The organism is Pseudomonas sp. FFPRI_1 (genome assembly GCF_055384485.1).
On record NZ_AP029168.1, the window covers coordinates 6,048,995 to 6,064,350 of the forward strand.

General features: G+C 61.0%; 16 protein-coding genes and 1 pseudogene. 8 read left to right on the top strand and 9 right to left on the bottom strand.

Annotation, left to right across the window (positions count from 1 at the left end; genetic code table 11):
• The gene (locus ACZ5BO_RS26915; protein WP_464697014.1) at positions 1-915 is read right to left on the bottom strand and encodes a LysR family transcriptional regulator; all 915 of its coding nucleotides are present in this window, start codon (positions 913-915) and stop codon (positions 1-3) included.
• Between the two features lie 124 nt (positions 916-1,039).
• On the opposite strand from ACZ5BO_RS26915, the gene ACZ5BO_RS26920 reads away from it, so the two are divergent.
• The 4 genes from ACZ5BO_RS26920 to ACZ5BO_RS26935 all read left to right on the top strand — a co-directional run bounded on the left by ACZ5BO_RS26920 (position 1,040) and on the right by ACZ5BO_RS26935 (position 3,641).
• Positions 1,040-1,471 (top strand): PACE efflux transporter, encoded by a 432-nt coding sequence (locus ACZ5BO_RS26920; RefSeq protein WP_025126874.1) that lies wholly within the window; start codon positions 1,040-1,042, stop codon positions 1,469-1,471.
• Positions 1,472-1,570: 99 nt separating this feature from the next.
• Complete coding sequence (locus ACZ5BO_RS26925; RefSeq protein ID WP_025126873.1) at positions 1,571-2,203, top strand: glutathione S-transferase family protein; 633 nt, start codon at positions 1,571-1,573, stop codon at positions 2,201-2,203.
• 27 nt (positions 2,204-2,230) lie between these two features.
• Entirely contained in the window at positions 2,231-2,974 is a 744-nt protein-coding gene (locus ACZ5BO_RS26930) for an NAD-dependent epimerase/dehydratase family protein (protein WP_025126872.1), read from the top strand.
• A gap of 172 nt (positions 2,975-3,146) precedes the next feature.
• The gene (locus ACZ5BO_RS26935) at positions 3,147-3,641 is read left to right on the top strand and encodes a hypothetical protein (protein WP_025126871.1); all 495 of its coding nucleotides are present in this window, start codon (positions 3,147-3,149) and stop codon (positions 3,639-3,641) included.
• Positions 3,642-3,701: 60 nt separating this feature from the next.
• On the opposite strand, the gene ACZ5BO_RS26940 is transcribed toward ACZ5BO_RS26935, so the two are convergent.
• The 3 genes and pseudogenes from ACZ5BO_RS26940 to ACZ5BO_RS26950 all read right to left on the bottom strand — a co-directional run bounded on the left by ACZ5BO_RS26940 (position 3,702) and on the right by ACZ5BO_RS26950 (position 6,411).
• Positions 3,702-4,241 (bottom strand): methyl-accepting chemotaxis protein, encoded by a 540-nt coding sequence (locus ACZ5BO_RS26940; protein ID WP_464701389.1) that lies wholly within the window; start codon positions 4,239-4,241, stop codon positions 3,702-3,704.
• Between the two features lie 9 nt (positions 4,242-4,250).
• Positions 4,251-5,021 (bottom strand): annotated as a pseudogene (locus tag ACZ5BO_RS26945) (PAS domain-containing protein); the annotation flags it as partial.
• Between the two features lie 529 nt (positions 5,022-5,550).
• Positions 5,551-6,411 (bottom strand): LysR family transcriptional regulator, encoded by an 861-nt coding sequence (locus ACZ5BO_RS26950; protein WP_464697016.1) that lies wholly within the window; start codon positions 6,409-6,411, stop codon positions 5,551-5,553.
• A 98-nt stretch (positions 6,412-6,509) separates the two neighbouring features.
• Here ACZ5BO_RS26950 and gstA point away from each other — a divergent pair, with 98 nt between their 5' ends.
• Positions 6,510-7,112 carry a glutathione transferase GstA gene (gene gstA, locus ACZ5BO_RS26955; protein WP_464697017.1) on the top strand — a complete coding sequence of 201 codons (603 nt, stop codon included), beginning with the start codon at positions 6,510-6,512 and terminating at the stop codon, positions 7,110-7,112.
• Between the two features lie 330 nt (positions 7,113-7,442).
• Positions 7,443-7,868 carry a GNAT family N-acetyltransferase gene (locus ACZ5BO_RS26960; protein ID WP_464697018.1) on the top strand — a complete coding sequence of 142 codons (426 nt, stop codon included), beginning with the start codon at positions 7,443-7,445 and terminating at the stop codon, positions 7,866-7,868.
• A gap of 24 nt (positions 7,869-7,892) precedes the next feature.
• On the opposite strand, the gene def is transcribed toward ACZ5BO_RS26960, so the two are convergent.
• The 3 genes from def to ACZ5BO_RS26975 all read right to left on the bottom strand — a co-directional run bounded on the left by def (position 7,893) and on the right by ACZ5BO_RS26975 (position 9,760).
• Positions 7,893-8,432 carry a peptide deformylase gene (def, locus tag ACZ5BO_RS26965; RefSeq protein ID WP_025126866.1) on the bottom strand — a complete coding sequence of 180 codons (540 nt, stop codon included), beginning with the start codon at positions 8,430-8,432 and terminating at the stop codon, positions 7,893-7,895.
• A 2-nt stretch (positions 8,433-8,434) separates the two neighbouring features.
• Positions 8,435-9,379 (bottom strand): YihY/virulence factor BrkB family protein, encoded by a 945-nt coding sequence (locus tag ACZ5BO_RS26970; protein WP_025126865.1) that lies wholly within the window; start codon positions 9,377-9,379, stop codon positions 8,435-8,437.
• 189 nt (positions 9,380-9,568) lie between these two features.
• A complete protein-coding gene (locus ACZ5BO_RS26975; protein WP_011062850.1) occupies positions 9,569-9,760 on the bottom strand; it encodes a CsbD family protein in 192 nt (63 codons plus the stop codon).
• Positions 9,761-9,967: 207 nt separating this feature from the next.
• On the opposite strand from ACZ5BO_RS26975, the gene ACZ5BO_RS26980 reads away from it, so the two are divergent.
• Positions 9,968-10,345 carry a hypothetical protein gene (locus ACZ5BO_RS26980; RefSeq protein WP_025126864.1) on the top strand — a complete coding sequence of 126 codons (378 nt, stop codon included), beginning with the start codon at positions 9,968-9,970 and terminating at the stop codon, positions 10,343-10,345.
• Between the two features lie 90 nt (positions 10,346-10,435).
• Here the strand turns inward: ACZ5BO_RS26980 and fadD1 are convergent, their stop codons facing one another.
• The gene (fadD1, locus tag ACZ5BO_RS26985; protein WP_025126863.1) at positions 10,436-12,127 is read right to left on the bottom strand and encodes a long-chain-fatty-acid--CoA ligase FadD1; all 1,692 of its coding nucleotides are present in this window, start codon (positions 12,125-12,127) and stop codon (positions 10,436-10,438) included.
• A 342-nt stretch (positions 12,128-12,469) separates the two neighbouring features.
• Positions 12,470-14,158 carry a long-chain-fatty-acid--CoA ligase FadD2 gene (gene fadD2 / locus ACZ5BO_RS26990; protein ID WP_464697021.1) on the bottom strand — a complete coding sequence of 563 codons (1,689 nt, stop codon included), beginning with the start codon at positions 14,156-14,158 and terminating at the stop codon, positions 12,470-12,472.
• A gap of 215 nt (positions 14,159-14,373) precedes the next feature.
• Here fadD2 and ACZ5BO_RS26995 point away from each other — a divergent pair, with 215 nt between their 5' ends.
• Positions 14,374-15,318: an alpha/beta hydrolase gene (locus ACZ5BO_RS26995; RefSeq protein ID WP_464697022.1), complete on the top strand. Its 945-nt coding sequence runs from the start codon at positions 14,374-14,376 to the stop codon at positions 15,316-15,318.
• Positions 15,319-15,356 lie beyond the last annotated feature (38 nt).

The following is a 15,356-nucleotide window of genomic DNA, read 5'->3' on the forward strand; positions in this document are numbered from 1 at the left end:
TCAGGCGGGCGGGGCCAGCGGCCCCAGCGCCGGGTCCTCGCCGCTGAGCAACTGCACCAGGGCCAGGGCGCCCTTCTGCAGGGGCTGGTTCTTCAACCACACCGCATGCACCGGCAATAACAGGCCGTTGTCGATGTTCTTGAACTTCAGGCGCTGCAGCCGCCCCCTTGCCAGCAACGACCCGATCACCGACATCGGAAAATTGCCCCAGCCGATGCCCGCCTCCACCATGTCCAGGGCCATGGCCAGGCTGTCGGTGCGCCACAGCGACTCGCCCACCAACGGCCGCGTATCGCTGATGGGCAGGTCCCGGCTGGCAACCACCACCTGGCGCACCTTGATCAATTCCTCCAGGTACAAGGAGCCATCGCAGGCCTGGAACACCGGGTGCCGGGGCGAAATACAGGCCACGACCTGCTCGCTGCCCAGGTACTGGAAGTACTCCAGGACATTGACGCTGAGGCCGGCAAAGGCCACGCCGACACTCACCCGGCCACTGTGCAGCAACTGCAGCACGTCATCCTGGGGACCACTGAGCACCTCGACCTCCAGCAACGGATAGCGCTCGGCGATCAGCTTGATGGCGGCCAGCACGCGCCGTTTGTCGATGTCATCGACCACCGCGATCGACAGCTTGCTCTCCAGCCCCAGGGACAGCTCGATGGCATGCACCTGCAACTGCTTGAGTTGGTCGGCGATCAGCCGCGCATGGGGCGCCAGGGACAGGGCCAACGGCGTCGGCACCGGCTCGCGATGGCGACGATCGAACAGGGCATACCCCAGCTCGGCCTCCAGGTTGGCGATGCCCATGCTCACGGCCGAGGGCACCTTGCCCAAAGAGCGGGCCGCCGCGGAAAAGGAGCCGCGCTCAAGCACGGCGAGAAACAACTGGATGCTGTCGCTGGAAAAGTTCATGGCCGCCAACCTATCAGAAAAACTGAAAGCTACTGACTTTTTCTGTCACCTCGATTGAAGCTATCTTCGCCCTCCTTCGCCAGCCCCGCCGCTGGCCGCGTGCATTCAATAATGAGGAATTCCCATGCAAGGCGTGAAACGCAAACTGGTCTATGTCTCCCTGTTCGAGGTGTTCGGCATGACCTTCTCGGCCCTGGGCCTGGCCCTGCTGAGCGGCACCTCCCCCAGCAGTACCGGGCCGCTGGCCGTGGTCATCACCAGCATCGCGGTGACCTGGAACTTCATCTACACCACCCTGTTCGAGCGCTGGGAAAGCCGCCAGCCGTCACGCACCCGCACGGTCAAGCGGCGCATCGCCCATGCCGTGGGCTTTCAACTGACACTGATCGTGTTCCTGATCCCGCTGATCGCCTGGTGGATGCACATCAGCCTGGTCCAGGCCTTTCTCCTCGACCTGGCGCTGATCCTGTTCATTCCCTGCTACACCTTCGCCTTCAACTGGCTGTTCGACCGCGTCTTCGGCCTGCCGGCATCGGCCCTGCCCGATCCGGCCTGAACATCGCGCAAGCTGCCGCGGGGCAAATTGATCGTCGCCGCGCACGCGCCACACTGTTAGATTCACCGGGCCAACCTGTACGACGAACAAGGAAGCGTCATGGGAACCCTCTGCAGAATTCTCGGTAAAGCCTCATCCATCAATGTCAGGAAAGTCTTGTGGACCTGTGAAGAGCTTGGACTCGCCTATCAACAGGAAGACTGGGGCAGCGGCTTTCAGTCAACCCACAGCGCCCAATTCCTGGCCCTCAATCCCAACGCCCAGGTCCCGGTGTTGATCGATGATGCAGGCGTGCTATGGGAATCCAACAGTATCTGTCGCTACCTGGCCAACCAGCACCCCGGCAGCGGCCTGCTACCCATCGCGCCCCGCGCCCGGGCCCTGGTGGAGCAATGGATGGACTGGCAGGCCACCGAGCTCAACCCTTCCTGGAGCTACGCCTTCATGGGGCTGGTCCGCCAGCATGCAGATTGCCAGGACAGCCGGCGCATCGGCGCCAGCCTCCTGGCCTGGAACGCCAAGATGCAGATCCTCGAGCAGCAGCTTGAACGCTCCGGCGCCTACGTTCTCGGAGCAGACTTCAGCCTGGCAGATGTCGTCCTTGGGCTCTCGGTCAACCGCTGGAAGATGACCCCCATGGAGCACCCGGACCTGCCGGCCGTGAACGCCTACTACGAGCGTCTCAGTCAACGGCCGGGCTTCCTCCTGCATGGACGCAACAACACACCCTGACTCCCCCTTCCCCAACAGAGACTCGACATGAATGGACTCAACATACTGTTGACCGGCGCCTGTGGCCGAATCGGCAAGGTATTTTTCCAGGGCTCCAAGGAGCGCTATCGCTTCACCCTGACCGACCGCGTGGAACCGGACTTCGAGATTCCCGAGCCGCACCGCTTCGTGCGCCAGGATCTCGACGACCCGCAGGCCATCAGCCGCCTGTTGACGGGTATCGACGTCATCGTGCACCTGGCCGGCATCCCCCACGCCAGCGCCAGCTTCGACCAATTGCTGCCCAACAACATCCTCGCCACCACCTACCTGTTCGAGGCGGCGGCAAACGTCGGCTGCCGGCGCCTGGTCTTCGCCAGCAGCGCCCAGACCATCGAGGGTTACCCGGTGGACCGACAGATCACCCCAGGCATGCCGGTGATGCCGGCCAACCTGTACGGCGTGAGCAAATGCTACGGCGAAGCCCTGTGCGCCTTCTATGCCGGCAAGCGCGGGCTGTCGTGCATTGCCCTGCGCATCGGCGCATTCGAGGACCCGCGCCGCCACGAGTTGACCACCACCCGCGACCTGAGCGCCTGGCTCAGCCCGCGGGATGCCGTGCAACTGTTGCAACGAGCAGTGGAAACCCCCGGGGTGCAATACCTGATCGGCCATGGCATCTCCAACAATCGCTTCAAGCGCCTGGACCTGAGCGAAACCACCCGGGTCCTGGGTTATGAACCGGTGGACGATGCCTTCCAGGAGGACTTCGGCATTCCCATCACCTACTGATCCGGCTGCCGGATGCCGATGACCTCTCGATTGCCAGAAAGCGGCAAGACTTGTCCGCTTTCTGCCGCTCCGAAATGGCTCGGCAAGACAACCCGTTGATATATAAAGAATTAATTATCGGCACGGAACTTGCTAAATCATCAGCCTAGTTCCCTTACACAGGTTCCCGATCATGTTGGTCAACGCCCAGAAATCCGTTTCGGTGCAGCCCACCTCGCGCACCGATATGGACCCGACCACCGCAGCCGCCAGCGCGCTGTACAGTGGCATGCTGCAGCAGGCCCAGAACTCCGTGACCGTTCCGGCGTCCCAGGCCAGCCAGCAGGCCAGTACCGTGAACGACAACGTCAATGCGGCCTTCGCCAAGACCCGCGTCCTGCTCCAGGCCACACCGCCTGTCACCAGCGCTCCCCAGGCCACCAGCGCCACGGAGACCGGTGCCTTGAGCGAATTCAAGGACTACATGAGCAAGACCCCGGAACAGCGCCTGCGGGACAGCATCCTGAAAGACCTGGGCCTGACCGAGGAAGACCTGAAGAGCCTGCCACCCGAGCGGCAACTGGCAATCAACCAGGAAATCGCCAAGCGCCTGCAGGACAAGATGCAGTTGGCCCAGCAAGAGAAAGGCACCACACCGGTGGACGAGAAATTCCTCGCCTCGCTGTAATGACGCCCAACGAAAAAGGGTTCCCGCGAGGAACCCTTTTTTGTGCCTGGCAGAATCCGCTTACTGCAACTGCAAGGTCGAATTGAACTGGCTGATGGCATCCACCACATGCCGTGAACCTTGCTGGATCTCCAGGATCACCTCACCGGCTTCGTTCGCCAGCTCGACCCCGATTCCGGTACGGCTCAGGCTCGACTGCATGCTGGTCACCGCGCTCATGGACAGGTCGTGGTTCTTGCGCACCACCTCGACGATCTCCACCGTCGCCTGGCTGGTCCGCGCCGCCAGGCTGCGCACTTCGTCCGCCACCACCGCGAACCCCCGCCCATGCTCGCCGGCCCGCGCCGCCTCGATGGCCGCATTGAGCGCCAGCAGGTTGGTCTGATCGGCAATCCCGCGGATGGTCTGGACAATGCTGCCGATGATCTCCGACTGCTTGCTCACCGCATCGATGCTGCGTGCGGCTTCGTTCAGGTCATGGGAAATCTGCTGGATGATCTCTACGGTCTGCTGCACCACTTCCGAACCTTTCTGCGCACAGGCGTCGTTCTGCACCGAGGTGCTGTGGGCCGACTCGGCGGCGGACTGCAGGGTGGTCATCTGGTTGGTGATATCGCTGGCGAACTTGACCACCTTGTACAAACGGCCCTTGGCATCGAACAACGGGTTGTAGGAGGCCTCGAGGAATACCGTCTGGCCGTACTTGTTTTCCCGCTCGAAACGGTGGGAATGGTACTCGCCACGGTTCAATGAGGCCCAGAACTGCTTGTATTCACTGGACTCGGCCTCGGCCCGGTGACAGAACATGCTGTGGTGCTGGCCGACGATCTCGTTCAGGGAGTACTGCATGGTCTTGAGGAAGTTGTCGTTGGCACCCAGGATCTTGCCGTCCGGACTGAACTCGATGACCGCCATGGAACGGCCGATGGCATTCAACAGGCTCTGGTTCTCATGCTCGGTATGGATGCGCTCGGAGATGTCCGAGGCCACCTTGATCACACTCCTGACCCGACGTTCAGCATCGAACACCGGCATGTAGCTGGCTTCGAGCCAAATCTCCCGGCCGCGCTTGTCCAGCCGCAGGAACGTCCCGCTGATGGGCTCGCCCCGGGCCAGGTCGCGCCACAGCTTGGTGTACTCCTCGCTGCGATAGAATTCTTCTTCGCAGAAAATCCGATGGTGCTTGCCGCGGATCTCCTCGGCGGAATACCCCATGACCTGGCAAAAATTATCATTGGCCTCAAGGACGATGCCATCAGGCGAAAACTCGATCATGGCCATGGAACAGCTGATCGCCGCCAACTTGGCATTGGCCTCGCTCAGCGCACAATTAAATCGCTCGATCTCAAGCAGGTCAGCCTTGTGATGTAGGTTAAACATGGTTGTATCACCTTCAACGCTGTCTTTTGATTGACGGAAGTTTCTAGTCTTTCAACTGATCCACCACAACGTTCCATGAAACATGGCAAGCGCCTCCCTCCAGATGAGAGAGGAAGTGTCAGGTGATAAATGATGTTTAATCGGAGAGTCCATGTTGCAACGCTCTTATCAAGCCATCCTTTTCTTGATGACCCGCTTGCGGGCCCGACCTAACAAAGAAACTCCATCTAATTAAATGCTCCTGAACAACTGGTGCCTCTAGTTGCGCACTCTCACCTTTATTGATGACTTCGTTGTTGCCCCTGCTGCGGGTTGCACGCTACTGGTTACAAGGGCGTAAAGCTTTTTGCGGACACCACTCATAAAGCAGTCGATACGCTTTTTCACAATTGAGCATAGCCAGCCATCGACTCTATGCAAGACCACCAGTCAGTCCGTTTTCACAACTTAAAGAGCATTGGACGCAATCGCGATAAGTATCAAATAAGACATAAACATTGCGCATCCAGGGTCTGCACCGAGCGTCAGGCTACCGCTGTGCAAGCACCTCCAGAAACGCCAGGACCAACTCGTCCGGTTCACGCCCCGGGGCTGTCACCAGGGCAAACTCGCGTTCGATTGCCGTACTCAGGGGCAGTACCCGCAGCCCCTGGCGCTGTTTGGGCAAGGTGCTCTGCGGCACCAGGGTCACCCCCAGTTGCTCACGCACCAGGCTGAAGGCGCTGTTCCACTCACGCACTTGCACCCGCACATCCGCCAACTGCAGGCCGGCATCGGCCGCCAGGCTGCGCGCGTTCACCGAGCAGCCTCCGGTGGCCAGGACAAAGGGCTGGGCGAGCAAGGTTTGCAGATCGATGGTCGGGGCCTGCCAAGGATGCTCTTGAGGCAGTACCGCCACCCAGGAGTCACGCCCGAGCAACCAGGAGCGGCGCTCGGCGGGCGGGTTGAGCACCACCCCCAGGTCCACCAGTTGCGCATCGAGCAAGGCCTCGACTTCATCGTCGCTGACCTCCAGCAGTATCACCTCGATCCCTGGGTACAGCTGATTGAAACGGCGCAGCAAGGGTGGCAGGAGGTTCGCCAGGACCATGGGGAAACCCGCCAGGCGCACGCTGCCCTGGGGAATGCCACGCGCCGTGTCCACCTGACGGCGGATCTGCGCCAGGGCCCCGAGCATCAGCCGCGCCTGCTCCAGCACCCGCAGGCCGATTGCCGTGGGCAGCGCCTGGCGGTTTTCCCGAACGAACAACTGCACGCCAAGCATGTCTTCCAGTTGCGCCAGCGCCTGGCTGGCCCCGGACTGGGTCATGCCCACCTGCTCGGCGGCACGGGTAATGGTCCCGCACTCGGCAATCGCCACCAGCAGGCGCCAATGCATCAGGTTCATCATGGCAGTAGCTGTCCTTATGGCATGGATCTGAAAGATTAATTTTACCCATACCGCGCTTGCCGCCGACACTGGCCAGCACCTTCACCAGAGAGCTGCCGATGAAACTCTACTATGCCCCTCAAGCCTGTTCCCTGGCCGCCCATATCGTGCTGCGGGAGTTGCAGTTGCCCTTCGAGGCGATCCGGGTCGACAACCGCAGCAAGCGTACGGCCGACGGTCGGGACTTCCTCGAGATCAACCCCAAGGGTTACGTCGCCGCCCTGCAGCTGGACAATGGCGAAGTGCTGACGGAAGGCCCGGCGATCCTGCAATTCCTCGCCGACCTCAAGCCCGAGGCCGGTCTTGCTGCAGTCAACGGCAGCTGGCAGCGGGTGCGGCTGCAGGAAACCCTGAACTTCATCGGCAGCGAAGTTCACGGCACCATGGGCTGGCTGTTCAATCCACAACTCGATGAATCCGTGAAAGCGCTGTTCCGGCAAAAGCTGTTCAAGCGCCTTGCCTTGCTCGAGCAGAGACTCGAGCGACAGGACTACCTGCAAGGCGAGCGCTTCGGGATTGCCGATGCCTATCTGTTCACCGTGCTGCGCTGGACCGCGACATTTGCCATCGACCTGGCCTCCTGGCCGGCACTGCTGCGCTTCCAGGCACGGATCGAGCAACGCCCGACGGTGCAGCAGGCACTGGCCATCGAGCTGGCCTAGCCCAGGCGCAAGCTGCGGCAAGCCACCCCGCGGCCGACCTCATGCCGTCAAACCTTTCGGTGGGATAAAAACAAAGCCCGCAAGGCGGGCTTTGTCCGGGCCGGAGGATCAATGGCCGAAGACGTTGACTTCGGTTTTCCGGGCCTTCTTCTCGGCACGCTTCTCATCAGCGCTCTTTGCCGGTTTTTTCTTGGCGTTTTTCTTCGCATTCATACCTTTGGACATGATGCTCACTCCACTGCGACGGGAACAGATTTGAGGTATAGCACCGATAGGCACTCGGGGGTTCCTTTATAATCTGCCGCTTTGTGCCACCGCCCCGGAATGCCCATGCCCAGCCCCCAGTTCAGCCTGCTTGCCGAGGCCTCTCGTCCCTTGCTGAACAAGTTCTATCGCCAGCACCGGTCCCCCATGCGCGCAGGAGCCGAAGGGCAACTCTGGGTCGCCCGCAATCCTCAAATCATTGCCGGGATGAGCCTGACCCCGGTCGCCCAGGGGCATTGGCTGACCGGTCTGTTCGTCGCCCCGACCTGCCGCGGCCAGGGGCTGGCCACCCAGTTGGTGGCCCAAGCCCGGAACCAGGTCGAAGGCCCGGTCTGGCTGTTTTGCCATCCGGACCTGAAGGACCTGTATCAGGCCATGGGGTTTTCCTGCGATCCCGTTCTGCCACCGGCTCTGGTCGAGCGCCTGGCCCGCTACCGACGCAGCAAGCCGCTACTGGCCATGGGCACCGTCTGCGTCCCAGCGCAACCTTGATCCAGGTGTGGCACGCTGGCGGGCTTACTCGTCGGCGTTGGGGTCGAGGCCGGGGAACAGCACTTCGCTGAAACCGAACCGGCTGAAGTCAGTAATCCGCGACGGGTACAACCGGCCGATCAGGTGATCGCACTCGTGCTGCACCACCCGGGCATGAAAACCCGAGGCCACGCGCACGATGGGTTCGCCCTTGGGATCGAAGCCCTCATAGCGTATGTGCTGATGACGCTCGACCACGCCCCTTAGCCCGGGCACCGACAGACAACCTTCCCAGCCCTCTTCCAGCACCGGGCTCAAGGGAGTGATCAGCGGGTTGATGAGGATGGTCTGGGGCACCGCTTCAGCGTCCGGGTAACGTTCGCTGTGCTCGAACCCGAAGATCACCAACTGTAGGTCGACGCCGATCTGCGGCGCCGCCAGGCCGACCCCGCCGACGCTTTCCATGGTCTGGAACATATCGTCGATCAGCTGCCACAACTCGGCGCTGTCGAACATCTCCGGCGGGACCGGGGGAGCGATGCGCAGCAGGCGTTCATCGCCCATCTTGAGGATTTCACGGATCATGTTCAGGCTTCGTCTGTGCTCGGCTGGGGCGAGTGATCCCGGCCCAGTCCCGAAACGTGTTGTTTGTCGCCGGGCCCGTCAAAGTCCTTTTCGCCAGGATCCTTGCCTTCGACCGACATGTGCTCGATCACCGCATTCATCTCCGCCCCCAGCAACAGCACCGCTGCGGAGATGTAGAAGTACAGCAGCAATACAATGATCGCGCCGATACTGCCATACATGGCGTTGTAGTTAGCGAAGGTTTTCACGTAGTAGGCAAACCCCAGGGAGGCAACGATCCACACCACCACCGCCAGCACCGACCCCGGGGTGATGAAACGGAACTTCTGCTTCACGTCCGGCATCACGTAGTACATCAGCGCCACGGCCACCATCATCAGCAGCACGATCACCGGCCAGCGCAGGACGGTCCACAGGGTGACGATGAACTCTTCCAGGCCCACCTGCCCCGCCAGCCAGGTCATCACCTGCGGCCCCAGCACCATCAGCGCCGCGGCAGCCAGGAGCATGCCGGCAATGCCCACGGTATAGAACACCGACAGCGGGAAGCGCTTCCAGATCGGTCGACCCTCGACCACGTCGTAGGCGGCGTTCATCGCGCTCATCATCAGCCGCACGCCCGCCGAGGCCGTCCACAGGGCGATGACGATACCGATGGAGAGCAGGCCGCCCTTGGATTGCTGCAACTGGTCGATCACCGGATTCACCTGCTCCAGGGCCTCCGGGGGCAGCACCATTTCCGATTGCAGGCGCAGCCAGGTGAAGAAGTCCGGCAGGTGCAGGAAACCGATCAGGGCGATCAGAAACAGAATGAAGGGGAACAGCGAAAACAGCATCTGGTAGGCCAGAGCCGAAGCGTAGGTGGACATCTCGTCCGCGATAAACTCATTGACCGTGCGGATCAGTACACGGTGCAGGGGCAAACCTTTGAGGTCCGGAAAAATCATAGCGTCTCCTTTCGCCGCAAAAAGGTCAGAAGTCGATGGCGACTCAGGGGGCGTTTTCTACAACAAATTAGCCTAGTTGGCGACTCGCAACCATTTCCATTGATTGATTGCCCGATCCAGACCTGCCGGCGCACATGAAAACGGCCATCCGAGGATGGCCGCTGCAGTGCATCATCGAGCGCGCTGTTTTCAGGCCTTGTCGATGGTCTTTTTCACCGCATCCTTGGCCTTGCCCACTGCTTGCTGGGCTTCGCCTTTCTTCTCCTGCAGCTTGCCTTCAGCCTGCAGCTTGGTGTTGTCGGTAGCTTTGCCGACGCCCTGCTTGACGTTGCCGATGGCTTCGTTAGCCAGACCTTTTGCCTTATCCGCTGTGCTGCCCATGGTATTTCTCCGTAGAACATTCATTGATCGAACAAAGGGGTTTTAGCGTTACCCAAGGTTGACCCGCGGCCTTCGCGCAGAGTTTCAATTTTTTTTCCGGCATTTCATCGCCGATCCGAGGTTGCGCTTTATGTTTGTCGGGCAACCCGGGAGAATGCTCGGCCTGTTCAGGCCAAGCACTGAAGATCCAATCCCCGTAGGAATGTTATGAAACTCGATAAAAAGCAGGCCATCGCCCGTAGAAACCAGGAACTGGGCGGTGCGGTGCTGGGCGTCAACAACTGCCATTTCGCGGAGCTGAACCGCAACCGCAACATCTGGTGGTTCGATATCCTGGTCACCCGCCTGGCCATTGGTCAGTACGAATGGGTGCACCTGTTGCTGCACACCCCGGACACCGATCAGTTGCTGCACCTCAAAGTGCCCACCGTGTTCCTGCGGGAAAAACTCGAGGGCCTGGTGATTCGCAACGAAGGCAAGCGCAAGGCCGCCCTGAGCCTGGAGCTCAGCGCCGACAAGGACTCGTTCCTCAAGGACGTGCGCCCGGCCGGTACCGGCGTAAGCTTCACCCAGTTCCAGCAATAGCCTTCCCGCAGCACTCGACAGGCTGGCCGTAACGGCCTGAAGACCAATAAAAAGCCCCGCACTGGCGGGGCTTTTTATTGGAGCCAGCGCTTACTTCTTCACGCCAAGCTTCTTCAGCTCTTCGTCCCGCAGCTCGCGGCGCAGGATCTTGCCAACGTTGGTGGTCGGCAGGGCGTCGCGGAACTCCACGGCCTTGGGCACCTTGTAGCCGGTGACGTTGGCTCGCATGTGCTCCATCACCTGCTCCTTGGTCAGGGTCACGCCGGGCTTGGCGACGATGAAGATCTTGATGGTCTCGCCGGACTTCTCGTCCGGCACGCCGATCGCCGCGCACTGCAGGACGCCCGGCAACGAAGCCAGCACATCTTCCAGCTCGTTGGGGTACACGTTGAAACCCGAGACCAGGATCATGTCCTTCTTGCGGTCGACGATGCGGATGTAGCCATCGGGCTGGATCAGCGCAATGTCACCGGTCTTCAACCAGCCTTCGCTGCTGAGGACTTCGTCGGTGGCGTCCTGGCGCTGCCAGTAGCCCTTCATCACTTGCGGCCCCTTCACACACAGCTCGCCGACATCACCCAGGGGCAGTTCTTCACCGGCGTCGTTGATCACCCGGCACAAGGTCGAAGGCACCGGAATGCCGATGGTGCCGATCTGGATGTTCTGGATCGGGTTGACCGTGGCCACGGGGCTGGTCTCGGTCATGCCGTAACCTTCGCAGATCGGGCAATTGGTCACCGACTTCCAGCGCTCGGCCGCTGCCAGTTGCAAGGCCATGCCCCCGGAAAGGGTGACTTTCAACGCGGAGAAATCCAGCTTGCGGAAGGCTTCGTTGTTGCACAGGGCAACGAACAGAGTGTTGAGGCCGACAAAACCGCTGAACTTCCACTTCGACAGTTCCTTGACCATCGCCGGCAGGTCTCGCGGGTTGCTGATCAGGATGTTGTGGTTGCCCATGAGCATGATGGCCATGCAATGGAAGGTGAAGGCATAGATGTGGTACAGCGGCAGCGGGGTGATGAGGATCTCGCAGCCTTCGTTGAGGTTGGACCCCATCAGCGCCTTGCACTGCAGCATGTTGGCCACCAGGTTGCGGTGGGTCAGCATCGCGCCCTTGGCCACCCCGGTGGTGCCGCCGGTGTATTGCAGCACCGCCACGTCGCCGCTGGCAGGGTTGGCTTCCTGCACCGGCTGGCCATGGCCCTTGCTCAGCACGTCGTTGAACTTGACGGCCTGGGGCAGGTGATAGGCCGGCACCATCTTCTTCACGTACTTGACCACGCTGTTGATCAGCAGGCGCTTGAGCGGCGGCAGCAGGTCCGCCACTTCAGTGACGATCACGTGCTTGACGCCGGTCTTGGGCACCACGGTCTCTGCCAGATGGGCCATGTTGGCCAGGCAAACCAGGGCCTTGGCCCCGGAATCGTTGAACTGGTGTTCCATTTCCCGCGCGGTGTACAGCGGGTTGGTGTTGACCACGATCAGGCCGGCGCGGATCGCACCGAATACCGCGACCGGGTATTGCAGCAGGTTGGGCAGTTGCAGAGCGATTCGATCGCCGGGCTGCAAATCGGTATGCTGTTGCAGGTACGCGGCAAAGGCGCCCGACAATTCGTACAGCTCACCGTAGGTGATTGTCTTGCCGAGGTTGCTAAAGGCCGGTTTGTTAGCAAAACGTTGGCAGGACTGCTTCAACACCGCCTGAATATTCGGATACTCGTCAGGATTGATATCGGCAGCAATCCCAGCTGGGTACTTATCCTTCCAAAAGTCTTCGATCATGGAAGCCCACTCCTCAGCAACGCGAATTCATCACCGCATTTGATGCGATTTTTATTGGTGTGTGTTTTTTATTGGTGTCTTTTTGTTGGTGAGTCTGGCTGTTTACGTAGGCCGAGAAGTCACAAAGCGCGCCGAGAGTAGCAGCTTTGGAAAAGGCCGCCTAGGGCCAAAGAAAGCCTGAATAGTCACTTAATTGACTCAAGACATCTTAATGGTCATTTTTAGAGCAAAGATTCTATAACTACGAATCAGGCTCTAGCCCGGGGCTTTGCGCCCTGCAAACGAAGCGCGGGCAAGCTCGTTGTACCAACCGGCTTGCCCGCGCGCTCAAACAGCCAGGGATCAGGCGATGTCGCGCAATTCGCGACGCAGGATCTTGCCCACCGGAGTCATCGGCAGGGAATCACGCAGCACGATGTGCTTGGGCACTTTGTAACCGGTGAAGTTTTCCTTGCAGTAGGCCTTGAGCTCTTCGAGGCTGACGCCCGCTTCACGGGGAACCACAAACAGCTTCACCGCCTCCCCGGAACGTTCGTCCGGCACGCCGATCACGGCGCAGTTGGCGACCTTGGGATGGGCCATGACCACGTCTTCGATCTCGTTGGGGTACACGTTGAAGCCCGAGACGATGATCATGTCCTTCTTGCGATCGACGATACGCACGAAGCCGTCCGGATCGATCACCGCAATGTCTCCGGACTTGAACCAGCCTTCGGCATCCAGCACCTCGGCAGTCGCCTCGGGATTCTGCCAGTAGCCCTTCATGATCTGCGGCCCCTTGATGCACAGCTCGCCCCGCTCGCCCAGAGGCTGCTCGACACCCTGGTCATCGATGACTTTCAAGGTAGTGCCCGGCACCGGCAGGCCGACAGTGCCCAGGCGTGAACGATCGCCGTAAGGGTTGGTACAGGCCACCGGCGAGGTTTCGGTCAAGCCGTAGCCTTCGGTGATCCGGCAACCGGTGAGCTTCTGCCAGCGCTCCGCTGTGGCCTTGACCAGGGCCGTGCCGCCGGAGTTGGTCAGCTTGAGGTTGGAGAAATCCAGGTGCTTGAACTCCGGGTGATCCATCAGCGCGACGAACAGCGTGTTCAGGCCCAAGAGCGCCGAGAAGCGCCAGTTCTTCAATTCCTTGATGAACCCGCCGATGTCCCGCGGGTTGGTGATCAGCACGTTGTGGTTGCCGGTGACCATCATGCACATGCAGTTCGCGGTGAAGGCATAGATGTGGTACAGCGGCAGCGGCGCGATCATCACTTCCTGGCCTTCACGCCATTGGGTGTGACCGTCTGGCCCATGCTGCCCCAGGCAGGCGCGAGCCTGCTGCATGTTGGCCACCAGGTTGCCATGGGTCAGCATCGCGCCCTTGGCCAGACCGGTGGTGCCACCGGTGTACTGCAGCACCGCCACATCGTCCAGGGCCACTTGCAGCGGCTTGATCCCCTGGCCACGGCCCAGGCGCAGGGCGCTCTTGAAGGAGATGGCCTGGGGCAGGTGGTAGGCCGGGACCATCTTCTTGACCTTGTCCACCACCGTATTGACCAGCCAGCCCTTGGCCGTGGGCATCATGTCGCCCATCCGGGCCTCGATCAGGAACTGGATATCGGTGTCCGCCAGCACCTCCTGGACCTTCTGCCCGAAGACATTCAGGTAGACCAGGGCCCGGGCACCGGAGTCCTTGAACTGATGACGCATCTCACGGGAGGTGTACAGCGGGTTGGTGTTGACCACCACCAACCCGGCCCGCAAGGCACCGAATACCGCGATCGGGTACTGCAGGACGTTGGGCATCTGCACCGCGATCCGATCCCCCGGCGCCAGGTCGGTATGACTTTGCAGATAACCGGCAAAGGCCGCGCTGTAGCGTTCCAGCTCGGCGTAAGTAAGGGTGACTCCCATGTTGCTGAAGGCCGGGCGATCGGCAAATTTCTTGCAGGAACGCTCAAACACCTCGATCACCGACTTGAAGGCCCCCAGGTCGATTTCATTGGGGACGCCGGCGGGGCGCTTATCATTCCAGAAATCAGGCTGCATTATTCTTGTCCTCTTTTTGTACCTGAGCTGTCCGGGCCGCCACTGTAACGCTATCAGGGGCGGAGCTCCTGGGACGTTAGCAGCTCTGGCGATCCAGGCAAATATGCGCAAGTGTGTCATTAATTTTATGAATCTTGCTTCCAACAGGCGCGCGAATCAGACGCACAAGCGTCGATGCGCTATAAAGTGCAGCGTCTTCGCGCAAAGGAATCGCCATGACCCACGACACATTCTGGTTGACCACGAGCGATCAGCAGCGCCTCTTCGTCAACCGATGGCTGCCCGAGCCGCCGCTGCAGGCGGTGGTCTTGCTGTCCCATGGCATGGCCGAGCACAGTGGGCGCTATGGGCGCCAGGCCCAGGCCCTGTGCGCCGCAGGCTATGCCGTCTACGCTCCCGACCAGCGCGGCCACGGCAAGACGGCGGAACAGGGAGTGCTGGGGCACTACGCAGACCAGAACGGCTGGAGCAAGGTGGTCGGCGACCTGGCCAGCCTCAACCAGCACATCGGCCAGCAGCACCCCGGCACGCCCATCGTGCTGCTGGGCCACAGCATGGGCAGCTACATTGCCCAGGCCTACCTGCTGCACCACAGCGCCAGCCTCCACGGGGCGATTCTCAGCGGCTCGAATTTCCAGCCACTGGCCCTGTACCGCGCCGCCAGCCTGATTGCCCGTTTCGAGCGCTGGCGCCAGGGCGGCCAGGGGCGCAGCGCGCTGATCGAGTGGCTGTCCTTTGGCTCATTCAACAAAGCCTTCAAGCCCAACCGCACGGCCTTCGACTGGCTCAGCCGGGATCCGCAGGAGGTCGACAAATACGTCAATGACCCGCTATGCGGCTATCGCTGCACCAACCAACTGTGGATCGACCTGCTGGGCGGCCTGCAACAGATCAGCAAGATTTCCAACCTGAAGCAGATCGATCCGGGGCTGCCATTGCTGGTCATGGGCGGCGAATGTGATCCGGTGAGCGATGGCAAGCGTCTCAAGGATCTGGCCAGCGCCTTGCGCGAGGCCGGCAGCCAGTGCCTGCAGCTCAATATCTACCCGCAGGCACGGCATGAGCTGTTCAACGAAAGCAACCGTGACCAAGTGACCCACGACGTACTGGCCTGGCTCGAACAGGCGCTGCAACACCGCCGGCCGCCGCGGGCGGAGTGAAGCGCCAAAGGGTCAGTACGCTCCTTTACCTGCCAGAG